General features: G+C 69.0%; 14 protein-coding genes. 8 read left to right on the forward strand and 6 right to left on the reverse strand.

What is annotated here, in order from left to right; all coding sequences use genetic code 11:
- Positions 1-7: 7 nt before the first annotated feature.
- Entirely contained in the window at positions 8-2,254 is a 2,247-nt protein-coding gene (gene pbpC, locus RZE77_RS06620) for a penicillin-binding protein 1C (protein WP_319441190.1), read from the reverse strand.
- 264 nt (positions 2,255-2,518) lie between these two features.
- Between pbpC and RZE77_RS06625 the strand changes: the two genes are divergently transcribed.
- Positions 2,519-2,731: a hypothetical protein gene (locus tag RZE77_RS06625; protein ID WP_405547117.1), complete on the forward strand. Its 213-nt coding sequence runs from the start codon at positions 2,519-2,521 to the stop codon at positions 2,729-2,731.
- 18 nt (positions 2,732-2,749) lie between these two features.
- On the opposite strand, the gene RZE77_RS06630 is transcribed toward RZE77_RS06625, so the two are convergent.
- From RZE77_RS06630 to mnmH, 5 genes are read right to left on the reverse strand one after another with little or no spacing between them, the layout of a single operon-like run.
- Positions 2,750-3,376 (reverse strand): LysE family translocator, encoded by a 627-nt coding sequence (locus RZE77_RS06630; RefSeq protein WP_319441191.1) that lies wholly within the window; start codon positions 3,374-3,376, stop codon positions 2,750-2,752.
- Between the two features lie 28 nt (positions 3,377-3,404).
- Positions 3,405-3,674 carry a DUF2277 domain-containing protein gene (locus tag RZE77_RS06635; protein ID WP_319441192.1) on the reverse strand — a complete coding sequence of 90 codons (270 nt, stop codon included), beginning with the start codon at positions 3,672-3,674 and terminating at the stop codon, positions 3,405-3,407.
- Positions 3,675-3,711: 37 nt separating this feature from the next.
- Complete coding sequence (locus RZE77_RS06640) at positions 3,712-4,206, reverse strand: GNAT family N-acetyltransferase (RefSeq protein ID WP_319441193.1); 495 nt, start codon at positions 4,204-4,206, stop codon at positions 3,712-3,714.
- Entirely contained in the window at positions 4,203-4,628 is a 426-nt protein-coding gene (locus RZE77_RS06645) for a GNAT family N-acetyltransferase (protein ID WP_319441194.1), read from the reverse strand. Before RZE77_RS06645 ends, RZE77_RS06640 begins: the two co-directional genes overlap by 4 nt.
- Positions 4,629-4,662: 34 nt before the next feature.
- Positions 4,663-5,733: a tRNA 2-selenouridine(34) synthase MnmH gene (gene mnmH / locus RZE77_RS06650; protein WP_319441195.1), complete on the reverse strand. Its 1,071-nt coding sequence runs from the start codon at positions 5,731-5,733 to the stop codon at positions 4,663-4,665.
- Between the two features lie 113 nt (positions 5,734-5,846).
- On the opposite strand from mnmH, the gene RZE77_RS06655 reads away from it, so the two are divergent.
- From RZE77_RS06655 to RZE77_RS06685, 7 genes are all read left to right on the forward strand, one after another.
- Positions 5,847-6,329 carry a hypothetical protein gene (locus RZE77_RS06655; protein ID WP_319441196.1) on the forward strand — a complete coding sequence of 161 codons (483 nt, stop codon included), beginning with the start codon at positions 5,847-5,849 and terminating at the stop codon, positions 6,327-6,329.
- A 13-nt stretch (positions 6,330-6,342) separates the two neighbouring features.
- Positions 6,343-6,789 carry a ribonuclease HI family protein gene (locus RZE77_RS06660; RefSeq protein WP_319441197.1) on the forward strand — a complete coding sequence of 149 codons (447 nt, stop codon included), beginning with the start codon at positions 6,343-6,345 and terminating at the stop codon, positions 6,787-6,789.
- Between the two features lie 47 nt (positions 6,790-6,836).
- Positions 6,837-7,094 (forward strand): DUF3297 family protein, encoded by a 258-nt coding sequence (locus RZE77_RS06665; protein WP_319441198.1) that lies wholly within the window; start codon positions 6,837-6,839, stop codon positions 7,092-7,094.
- 7 nt (positions 7,095-7,101) lie between these two features.
- Entirely contained in the window at positions 7,102-8,433 is a 1,332-nt protein-coding gene (locus tag RZE77_RS06670; protein ID WP_319441199.1) for a TrkH family potassium uptake protein, read from the forward strand.
- The gene (locus tag RZE77_RS06675) at positions 8,423-9,091 is read left to right on the forward strand and encodes a potassium channel family protein (protein ID WP_021006090.1); all 669 of its coding nucleotides are present in this window, start codon (positions 8,423-8,425) and stop codon (positions 9,089-9,091) included. The genes RZE77_RS06670 and RZE77_RS06675 overlap by 11 nt, the downstream gene beginning before the upstream one ends.
- A 207-nt stretch (positions 9,092-9,298) precedes the next feature.
- Positions 9,299-11,110 carry a pectate lyase gene (locus tag RZE77_RS06680; RefSeq protein ID WP_319441200.1) on the forward strand — a complete coding sequence of 604 codons (1,812 nt, stop codon included), beginning with the start codon at positions 9,299-9,301 and terminating at the stop codon, positions 11,108-11,110.
- 24 nt (positions 11,111-11,134) lie between these two features.
- Positions 11,135-11,656 carry an O-acetyl-ADP-ribose deacetylase gene (locus RZE77_RS06685; RefSeq protein ID WP_319441201.1) on the forward strand — a complete coding sequence of 174 codons (522 nt, stop codon included), beginning with the start codon at positions 11,135-11,137 and terminating at the stop codon, positions 11,654-11,656.
- Positions 11,657-11,659 lie beyond the last annotated feature (3 nt).

Genomic DNA, 11,659 nt, shown 5'->3' on the forward strand with positions numbered 1-11,659 from the left:
GATTGGCCTACCGGCGCGCGCTCTTCGCGACCACGCCCGCGCCGCGCACTTCGAGCTTGCGCTGGTCGACCACCTTGCCGGTGGCGTCGACGAGTTCGATCACATGGCGGCCGGGCCACGGCAGCCACTGCGCGCTGTTGCCGCGCGCAAAGTGCTTGCCGTCGATGCGCCATTGCACGCCGCGGCCTTCGGCCTCGAAGCGCACGCGCTGGTGCAGCGGCGGAATGTCGGGGTCCAGCGCGATGATGGTGCCGTCGGACGGCGCGGTGATGCGCGGCGCGGCCGCGGCGCCTGCCGGCGTGCCGACATTGTCGAGCGCGAAGAGCGGCTGCTCCGTGCCCTGCAGGAACCATTCGCTGCGCGCCGCCTCGAGCGCGCTGCCGTCGGCGCCGGGGCCGAACGTCACCTGCGCCTCGACCAGGCCGGCCGGCGGCCGGGGCGCGCGGCTCGGCTCGCGCGCGTGCAGGAAGCGCATCACCTCGGCCCACACCGGTGCCGCGCCGCTGGTCCCGCTCACGTCCCACATCGATGCGCCGCTCGCGTTGCCGACCCACACGCCGACCGTGTAGCGCTGCGACCAGCCCACGGCCCAGTTGTCGCGCATGTCCTTGCTGGTGCCGGTCTTCACGGCGGTCCAGAAGCGCGTCGAAAGAATGCTGTCGAGCCCGAAGGTGCGCGTGCGTGCGTTCGTGTCGGACAGGATGTCGCCGACGATGAAGGCCGCGCGCGGATCGATGACGGTGGCGGGCGCGGCGGCCTTGTCCTTTGCAGCCGGAGCCGGCGCAGCCAGCGTGGGAGGCCCGTAGCGCCCGCCATTGGCCAGCGTGCGATAGGCGTTGGCGAGCGACAGCAGCGACACCTCGGCACTGCCCAGCGCAAGGCTGTAGCCGTAGTAGTCGCCGCTTTCGCGCAGCGGCAGGCCGGCCGCGCGCAGCTGGCGCGCGAACGATTCGGGCGACACCATCACCAGCGTGCGCACGGCCGGCACGTTGAGCGAGGCGGCCAGCGCGGTGCGCGCCGACACCGGTCCCTTGAACTGGCGGTCGTAGTTCTGCGGAATGTAGAGCCCGCTCGCGGTGCTGATCTGCGCCGACGAATCGTCGATCAGCGAGGCCGCGGTGAGCCGCCGCTCGGCGATGGCCTGCGCATAGAGCAGCGGCTTGAGCGTGGAGCCGGGCTGGCGCAGCGCGGTGACCGCATCGACCTCGGCGGCCTGGCTCAGCGGGCCCGACGAACCGACCCAGGCGAGCACCTCGCCGCTCGCGTTGTCGAGCACCACGAGCGCGCCGTCTTCCACATGGCGGCCGCGCAGTTCCTTCAGGTGGCGCTGCAGCGTGGCCAGCGCAAAGCGCTGCAGCGGTGCGCGCAGCGTGGTCCGCACGGCGGCTTCCCTGCCGGCTGCCTGGCGGGCGGGCGGCGCGGCCGTTTCGCCGGCCTCGCGCAGTTCCTTCAGCACGCGCCGCGCCGCATGCGGCGCAATGCCCTCGGTCGCATCGAAGGCCCGCCGCTGCACTGCTGCGCTCGTGAACATGTCGAGCGCATCGCAATCGATCTTCTGCCCCGGCTCCATCGCGCGCATCACCTCGCAGGCGCGCTGCGCCACCAGCGCCGGCTTGGCATTGGGGGCGCGCACCAGTGCCGCGGCCACGCTGGCCTCGCGCGCGTCCAGGCCGCTGGGCGCCTTGCCGAACAGCGTGCGCGAGAGCGCGTCGATGCCCACGATCTCGCCGCGGAAGGGCACGGTGTTGAGGTAGGCCTCCAGGATCTGGTCCTTGCGCCAGCTGCGCTCCAGCTGCGTGGCCGCCACGCTCTGGCCGATCTTCTGCGTGAAGCTGCGCCCGCTGTTGGCGCGGCGCAGGTCTTCGTCGAGCAGGCCCGACAGCTGCATCGTGATGGTCGATGCGCCGCGCGTGCGGGTGTTCCACAGGTTGCCCCAGGCGGCAGACGACACCGCGCGCCAGTCGATGCCGCTGTGCTCGTAGAAGCGGCGGTCTTCGCTCAGCACCATGGCCATGCGCAGCGCCGGCGAAACATCGGCCAGCGCCACCCACTGGCCGCGCCGTACGCTGGCATCGGTGCGCACGCGCTGCAGCAGCTCGCCGTTGCGGTCGAGCACCGCGGTGTCGGAAGGGCGGAACTCGCGCTTCACCTCGTCGAAGCTCACGGCGCCGGCCAGTGCCGGCAGCGCACAGGCGATGGCCGCCAGCGTTGCGGCAAGGCAACTGCGGCTGGCGGAGAAGGGCGGGCGGTGCATGGCGTTGGGAAGCGGAAATCGGCGGCGTGGCGGCGCCATTCTCGGCGAAGCGGCCACGGGAACTGCACCTACTTTCGGACGGGTGCGCCGCCGCCTGCGGCAGCAGGAACTTGGCGTCAAAGTCTGCAGCACGTTCCACATCCGGTAACGAACTTCACGTTCCGGCCTCATGGCGGATACGCAGCCGAGACGGAGGTGGCCTTCAATGCAGGTGCCGGCTTGCGCAAGGCATGCCGCCTTCCTGCAACTCCAAGGAGAAACCAAATGATGATGAAGACACTGGCCGTCCTGCTTGCCGCGTCGGCTGCGCTGGCCGGCTGCGTTGTTGCACCTTATGACCGTCCGGCGCCACGCCCGCACTACGGCTACGGAGACCGCGACCGCGACGGTGTGCCCAACCGCTACGACCGCGATCGCGATGGCGACGGCGTGCCGAACCGCTACGACCGCAACCCCGGCAATCCGTACTACCGCTGACGCCGGCGGGAGCGCGCCTCAGGCGGGCCGGCGCGCGAGCAGCGCCCACACGCCCGCTGCGCTCAGCAGCGAGCCGCCCGCAAGATTGAAGCGCCGCTGCGCGCGCGGCGAGGCAAGCAGCTTGCGGGCCGATCCCGCGAACACGGCATAGAGCGTGGCATTGAGCGCAGCCATCGCCACGAAGGTGGTCGCCAGCACCCAGAGCTGGCGCGTCACGTCGGCCGCGGGGCTCAGGAACTGCGGCAGGAACGCCACGAAGAACACGATGCCCTTGGGGTTCAGCGCCGTCACCAGGTAGGTGTTGGCGAACAGCCGCCAGCGCGAATCGGGCGCCGCGGGCGCCGCGATTTCGGCACCGCCGATGCCCGCGCGCAGCAGCTTGATGCCGAGGTAGAGCAGATACAGCCCGCCCGCCCACTTCACCACCGTGAACCAGAACGCCGACGCGGCCAGCAGCGCGCCCAGGCCGAGCAGCGACACCACCAGTGCGGTCGAATCGCCGAGCGCCACCGCGGCCACCAGCGGCACGTTGGCGCGCCGGCCGTGCGACATGGAATAGCTGATCACCGTGAGGATGGTCGGTCCGGGAATGATCAGCAGCACGGACGATGCGGCGACGAAGGCGAGCCAGAGTTCGATCGGCATGGGTTCTCCAGAAAAAAGCGGTTGGCTGTCAGGTGCCGAAGCGCGCGGCCGACCTGGCCTTCGCGCGTTCGGCCTCGATGGCGCGGTCGCGCGGCTCGGCGGTGGTGACCAGCGAGGCGATCAGCCGTGCGGCGCTCGCGGTCACCTCGTCGACCGCGCGTTCAAAGGCTTCCTGGTTGGCCTTGGACGGCACGCTGAAGCCGCTGAGCTTGCGCACGAACTGCAGCGAGGCGGCGCGGATCTCCTGCTCGGTGGCGGGAGGCTCGAAGTTGTAGAGGGTCTTGATGCTTCTGCACATGGGGCGCTCTCCGGTTGCATGCAGTGGATGCTTCAGTCTAGCGAAGCAGCGCCATCGCGTGGGCGTCATGGTAGATGCCGTCGACCAGGCTGGCGCGGCGCAGCAGGCCTTCGTGCTCGAAGCCGAAGCGCTCGTACAGCGCCTTCGCATTCAGGTTGTCGGCGCGAACGGAAAGCTCGATGCGGGTCAGCCCGCGCGTCCATGACTTGCCGATGGCCGCCTGCAGCAGCTGCGCGCCGAGTCCGAGGCCGCGTGCCTCGGGCAGCAGCGCGATGCCAAGCAGGCCGATGTGGGCCCTGGAGTGGCCGAAGACCGGCGATACGTCGCACCAGCCCACGACCTTGCCGCTGCCATCGATCGCCACGAAATGGGGAAAGCCCGCCGCCAGCACGCTGCGGTAGAAGGCCAGCGATTGCTCCCACGGCGGCGCCTGCATCAGCGCAAGGTACTTCCGTTCGCGCGCCACCACGTCGAGCGCCTGGTGCAGGCTTTCGAAGTGATGCGCTTCGGTGGAGACGACGGAATGAGTCACTCGATCAGCCCGCGCTCGAAGGCCTGCGCCTGGTTCTCGAAGATCGCCATCGCGGTCTTCATGCGCCTGAAGCCGAGCTTCTCGTAGAAGGGCTCCTTGCCGGCCACCGCATAGAGAATGATCTTGCGGTGCCCGCGCGAGAGTTCCAGCAGCCGCGAGACGATCTGCCTGCCCAGGCCGATGCCCTGGTGGCTCGGGTGCACCGCCACGTCGCAGATGTAGGAGCAGTCGAGCCCGTCGGCCATGGCGCGGCCTGCGCCGACGAGGCGGCCGGCGTCGAACACCAGGCACTTGAACATGCTGTTGCCGAACACGAGCTTCAGGCCGTCCGGCTGCTTGTTGCCCAGCGGTGCGGCCTGGTAGAGCCGCGAGAGTTCGTCCCAGTCGAGGCCTTCGAGCGATTCGCGCCATTCGAGTGTCATGGAGCCTGCCTTGTCGTTGCCGTGAATGTGCCCGCTACCCTGCGGCGTTGAGCCGAAGGATGGCCTCCGCCACCGCGTCGATGCCCGCGTCCGTCAGGTCGGGCGCCGCCACCTGCTGGCGCAGCGGCCACTTCTCGAAATGGCGCGCCTGCGAGCGTTCGTAGTGCGGATCGTAGTGAAGCGCCATCAGTTCGGCAAAGAGCTGCGGCAGGTTGCCCTCGAGCGCCCATTCCTGCCAGCGCTGCACCACCGCCTTGCCCTGCATTTCCTTGAGCCTGTCGAGCTGGCCCGCCAGCGCGGCGCGGTCGTCGCCCAGGTAGGCGTAGTCGCGCAGCAGGTAGTCGAGCCGCGCGGCCGCGTCGGCCTGCACCTCGATGCAGGCGGCGGCGCGCATGTGCGCGACCAGCGGAATCGGCACCGAGAGCCGGCCGATGCGCGCGCTTTCGCCCTCGACGTAGAGCGTGCGCGACAGGTCGAGCGCATCGAAGCAGGTGGCGATGCGCGTCTCGAACTGCTTTTGCGAGGGCTGCGGCACGCCGGGCAACGCGCCCAGCAGCGAACCCTTGTGGCTGGCGCAATGCTCCAGGTCGAGCACCTGTTCGCCGCGCGCGGCCAGCGCCTGCAGGACGCGCGTCTTGGCGCTGCCGGTGGCGCCGCAGATCACCTTGAGCCGGAGCTTGGGCACCGTGGCCTCGATCTGCGCCAGCACGTGCTGGCGATAGCTCTTGTAGCCGCCGGCGAGCTGCTGCGCGTCCCAGCCGACCAGGCGCAGCCAGGTCACCATCGAGCCGCTGCGCAAGCCCCCGCGCCAGCAATACACGAGCGGGCGCCAGTTGGCGGGCTGCTCGGCAAAGCGCTCGCGCAGGTGCCGCGCGAGGTTGGCGGCCACCATGGCGCCGCCCACGCGCCGCGCCTCGAAGGCGCCGGTCTGCTTGTAGATGGTGCCGACGATGCGGCGCTCCTCGTCGTCGAGCACCGGGCAGTTGATGGCGCCGGGAATGTGGTCGAGCGCGAACTCGGAAGGCGAGCGCGCGTCGATCACGGTATCGAAGCGGTGCAGGTCGGCCACGCGCGTCGGCTGGTGGCGCGGGTTGTATACGGTCATGGCCTGGTGCGGTTGGAGGAAGGTGCGGACAACCTTCGATTGTAGAAACCCGGCCAGAATGCAGGGCAGGGGAGACACTGTCGTCTTCGGCTGCCAACGGCGGAGGTCGCATGATGCGCACATCGGTTCTGTTCTTTCCGGTCTTCTTCTTGGGCGCGGCCGCCGCAGCCGTGGGCGCGCAGGCGGCCGAGGTGGTGCGCTGCACCGATGCGAGCGGAGGCATCTCCTACACCGACGGCCCTTGCCCCGCCGGCAGCCGGCTCTCGCGCCAGGTGCCGATCACCGAACCGCTGACGGTGGCCCCGCCCGCTTCTCGCGAAGAAGCGCGCCGGCCGGCATATGCGCCGCCGCCACCACCGCCACCCCCGGTCAGCAACGCGCCGCAGGGCCCGGCCATCATTCCGCGCAACGTCGACGAGCCGCAGCGCCCCGCGACCGAATCGCCGCCGATCTATAGCTGGGGGCCCGACCCGTACTACGACCCCGGCCGCCCGATCGTCCGCCCGCCACGGCCTCCACGCCCGCAGGATCCGGGACCGCCTCCGGGCCAGCGGCCCTGCCAGAATCTCGCGGGCATCAAGCGCAGCAATTGCTGAATCGACGGAGCCGATGCAACTTCCCCACTGGACCGTGTACTGCGACGGCAGCGCGATGCCGAACCCCGGCCGCATGGGCGCGGGCGCGGTCATCACCGAGCCCGACGGCACCCGCCACACCCTGTCGCTGGCCAGCCATGCCACGGGCTGCAACAACGAAGCTGAACTCAGGGCGCTGACCCTCGCGCTCGAGGAGCTCAAGGCCAGGGGTGCGACCGCCGTGCAGGCCTATACCGACAACAGCATCCTCGTCGAGCAGCTCAGCACGCCCGGCGCTCGGCCGATCGCACGCATGGCCGGCTTGTTCGACGAGGCCCGCGCCCTGCTCGGCTCGTTCGAGGAGACGAGCCTGCGCTGGGTGCCGCGGCACCGCAACCACGAGGCCGACGCGCTCGCGCGCGCCTCGCTGGGCTTTGCGCCCAAGCCGGCGGCCCGGACGGTGAAGAAGAAGCGGCGCTAGGACGTGCGCCGGCCGGGGCTCCGGAGACAGGCCATATCATCCGCGTCATGACCGAAGCCAATTCTCTTCCCTCTCTTCCCCCTCTTCCCGACCACCTGTCCACCGACCCGCGCAGCCCCCACCACGTGGCGGCTGTCTTCGAGCACGACATCGGCATCCGCTTCAACGACAAGGAACGCCTCGACGTGGAGGAATACTGCATCAGCGAAGGCTGGATCAAGGTGCCCGCGGGCAAGACGGTGGACCGCAAGGGCAAGCCGCTGCTGATCAAGCTGAAGGGCAGGGTCGAAGCGTTCTACCGCTAGGAACGGCGTGACCACGAGGCTCGCGCATCCATCGTCCGTACTGGCGCTGGCGTTTCTCGCGGTCATCGGCATCGGCACGGGGCTGCTGATGCTGCCCGTGTCCCATGCGGCGGGCGAGGGCGCTCCCTGGCTGGCGGCGCTCTTCACCGCCACCTCGGCCGTGTGCGTGACCGGGCTCGTCGTGGTCGATACCGGGACCTACTGGTCGGGCTTCGGGCAGGCCGTCATCTTGGGCCTGTTCCAGCTCGGGGGCTTCGGCATGATGACTTCCGCCACGCTGCTGGGCCTGCTCGTCAACCGGCAGATGCGCCTGCGCTCGAAATTGCTGCTGCAGGCGGAAACCCACTCGCTCGGGCTGGGGGACGTCAGGAGCGTCGCGAAACTGGTCCTGATCGTGACCTTCGCGGTGGAAGCCGTTGCCGCGCTGCTGCTCGGCGCCCGGTTCGCCTTCGGCTACGGCATGGACTGGGGCGAAGCGCTGTGGCAGGGCGTCTTCCACGCCGTGTCGGCGTTCAACAATGCCGGGTTTTCGACCTGGAGCGACAGCGTGGTGCGGTTCGTGCACGACGCCTGGGTGCTGGGGCCGCTGATGCTGGCCATCGTGATGGGCGGGCTCGGCTTTCCGGTGCTGCACGAGCTCATCGGCCTGCGCCGGCGCCGGCAGGTCCAATCGATACACACGGTGCTCACCGTATGGGGCACGATCTTCCTGATCGTCGCAGGCACGGTCGCGCTGCTGCTGGCCGAGTCCGGCAACAAGGCGACCCTCGGAGCGCTGGACTGGCCCACGCGCGTGCTTGCGGCGGCCTTCACCTCGGTCTCGGCGCGCACGGCCGGCTTCAATGCCGTCGACATCGGCGCGCTCTCCGTGGAATCGCTCAACCTGCACTACCTGCTGATGTTCATCGGCGGTGGCAGCGCCGGGACCGCGGGCGGCGTCAAGGTGACGACCTTCTTCGTGCTGCTGCTGGTGGTCTGGAACGAGATCCGCGGGCACCAGGACGTCGAGTTCCAGGGGCGGCGCATTTCCACCACCGTTCAGCGCCAGGCGCTGGCCATCCTGGTGCTCAGCGCGGGCGCCATCGTGCTGGCCACCTTGACGCTGGTGCCCATGACAGCGCTGCCGTACGAGAAGGTGCTGTTCGAGGTCATTTCCGCTTTTGCCACGGTCGGCCTGTCGACCGGCATCACCGCCGAATTGCCGCCGGCGGGCCAGCTCGTCCTGGTCCTGCTGATGTTCGCAGGGCGCGTCGGCATCGTCACCCTGGCCGCCGCCATGGCCGTGAACCACACGCGGCGCGGCTACCGTTTTCCCGAGGAGAAGCCAATTGTTGGGTAGCAGAAACAACGCAGACAGCGTGGTCGTGATCGGCCTGGGCAGGTTCGGCTCCGGCGTGGCGCGCGCGCTGGCGGAACTGGGGCACGACGTGCTGGCCATCGACACCGACGCCGAGGCGGTGCAGGCGCACGCCGGCGTGCTCGGCCACGTGGTGCAGGCCGACGCCACCGACCTGGAGTCGCTCAAGCAACTGGGCGTGAACGAATTCCAGCATGCGGTGGTCAGCATCGGCCAGAACCTCGAGGCCAGCGTGCTGACCATCCTGAACCTGAGCCAGATGGGCAACAAGGACATCTGGGCCAAGGCCAACAGCCAGCAGCACGGACGCATCGCCGAACGGGTGGGCGCCCATCACGTGGTGTACCCGGAGGCGGACATGGGGCGGCGCGTTGCGCACCTGGTGACGGGCAAGATGATCGATTTCATCGAGTTCGAGGACGGCTTTGCCATTGCCAAGACGCGGGCGCCGAGCGAGACCCATGGCAAGCCGCTGTCCGGATCGGCGGTGCGCACGCGGCACGGCGTCACGGTGGTGGGCATCAAGCGGCGCCACGAGGATTTCATCTACGCCAAGGAAAACACCGTCGTCAAGCCCGGCGACCTGCTGATCGTGGCCGGGCCGACGGAGGCTGTGGAGCGGTTTGCCGCGCGGGTCTGAACGGACGATCTGAAGAACCAGCCGGGCTGCAAACCCCGGCTCATGCGAATGATTCAACACAAAAAGTCAGCCTTATTGCATCTTTAGTTGTCGTACAACTAGGCCCGAAAAAGCCCCAGACATGGCAGAATTTCGTCGACTCATCGGACATCGTATGAGTTGAAAAGTATCAAAGCGGTCGAACCGCTGCCTAACTGGAGACAAAAGATGAAACGCAGGAACTTCGTCATTTCGACACTTTCCCCCTTGGCCCTGAGCGCGTGCGGCGGCGGAGGGGACGGCCCCGGCTTTCCGCCATTCCCGGTGCCGCCGCCGGCGCCCGCGCCGGAACCGCCGCCGAGCACCGAGGTGCTGGCGCGCAAGGCGATGCGGCGCGCGGCGAGCTTCATGGACGAGACGGTGTCCTATCGCGGCGGCTACGTCTGGGCCTACCTGCCCGACTTTTCCACCCTCTGGGGCGAAATGGAGGCGCGCCGCACCATGTGCTGGATCCAGCCGCCCGGCACGCCCACGGCAGGGCACTGCATGCTCGATGCCTACCACGCCACCGGCGACGAACTCTTCTACAGCGCCGCCGAGCGCACCGCGCTCGCGCTGGTCGAGGCGCAGCATCCGGCGGGCGGCTGGAACTACATCCACGACTTTGCCGGCGAAGCCTCGCTGCGCGAGTGGTACGCCACCGTGGGCGCCAACGGCTGGCGGCTCGAAGAATTCCAGCACTACTACGGCAACGCCACCTTCGACGATGCGGGCACGGCGGTGTCGTCGCAGTTCCTGCTGCGCATGTACCTGGAAAAGCGCGATGCGCGCTTCCTCGCGGCGCTGCAGAAGGCCATCGGCTTCGTCACGCAGGCGCAGTTCAGCTCCGGCGTGGCCGACGGCGGCTGGCCGCAGCGCTATCCGCCGTCGCCCGATGCGATCTCGTCGATGCCGCTGCCCAATGGAGATCAACTGCCCTTGGGCGCGACTGCGGGCATGGAAGACGGCGACTACACGCGCCACGTCACCTTCAACGACGACGTGGCGGGCGAGAACATCAAGTTCATGCTGATGTGCGTGGTGGCGCTGGGCGACCAGAGCTTGGTGCCGCACATCAACCGCGCGATGGAATGCCTGCGCCGCATGCAGCAGCCCGGGCCGCAGGCCGGCTGGGGGCTGCAGCACCTGGCGACGGACCAGAACGGCCGCCCGGCCGGGGCACCCGCCGGCGCGCGCAGCTACGAGCCGAGGTCGCTGGCCACGCACACGACGCAGACCAACGTGCAGCAGCTGTTCAACTATTTCCGCCTGACGGGCGACCGCGGCTACCTGGCGCGCGTGCCCGAGGCGCTCGACTGGCTGGACAGCTGCAAGCTCACCGACGCCATGATCGCGGAGAACCCGCTGCTCAAGGGCCGCACGCATCCCACCTTCGTGGAGCTCGGCACCAACCAGCCGCGCTTCGTGCACCGCTACGGTTCGAACATCCACAACGGCGCCTACTACGTCGACCACGACCACCGCGCAACGCCCAGCCACTACTCGGCCGGCCGCGCCATCGACATTGCGGGCATGCGCCAGACCTACGCCCAGCTCAACGGCATGAGCGACGCGGCCATCCAGCAGATGGTGGCGGCCTCTCCGCTGCGACACGGCGAACAGCGGCCGCTGCCCAAGTACTTTTCGCTGCGTGAAGTGGACTTTGCCGACCTGTTCGCCGACCGCGTGATGACCAGCCCCGTGGTGAGCGCCGCCGATGCCACGGCCGTGATGGACAAGCTCGACCCCAAGGGCTACTGGCTCGCGCCGCTGTCGGCCGTGACCAACCCCTACAAGGGCGATGGGCCCTCCACGCCGTACACGGGCGATGCCTACCGCAGCAAGCATGTGGGCGATGTGTTCGACACCTCGCCCTACGATCCGGCGGACCCGCCGCTGATCGAGCCCTACGTCAAGAAGGAACAGCCGCAGGCGATCACGGTGGCCAGCTTCGTGGCCAACATGGGCAAGCTGATTGCATTCAGCGCGCCGGTCGTCTAATCTGCCCTGAACAGGCCCTGGATCATGCAGAAAGCGCTTCGTGCCATCCGCGGCGACATCACCACGCTACAGGTCGATGCGATCGTCAATGCGGCGAATTCGTCGCTGCTCGGCGGAGGCGGCGTCGATGGCGCCATCCACCGCGCGGCGGGGCCCGAGCTCCTGCATGAATGCCGGCTGCTGTCGGGCTGCAAGACGGGCGACGCCAAGCTGACCCGGGGCTACCGGCTGCCGGCCCGCTTCGTCATTCACACCGTCGGGCCGGTCTGGCGCGGCGGTGCGAGCGGCGAGCCGGAGCTCTTGGCATCGTGCTACCGGAAGTCGATGGAAATCGCCGCGCAGCACGGCGTTCGCAGCATCGCGTTCCCCTCGATCAGCACGGGCATCTACGGCTACCCGATCGAGCTCGCGGCGCCCATCGCGGTGGCCACGGTCCGATCGGCGCTGGCTGCGAGTGCCGGCGTGCAGGAGGCCACGTTCTGCTGCTTCTCGGACGCGGACCTGGCGGTGTACGAAGCGGCGCTTGCGGCAGCGGGGCCGGCATAAGCA

Source organism: Variovorax sp. SPNA7, from assembly GCF_033807855.1.
In the GTDB taxonomy this organism is placed as follows: Bacteria; Pseudomonadota; Gammaproteobacteria; order Burkholderiales; family Burkholderiaceae_C; genus Variovorax; species Variovorax beijingensis.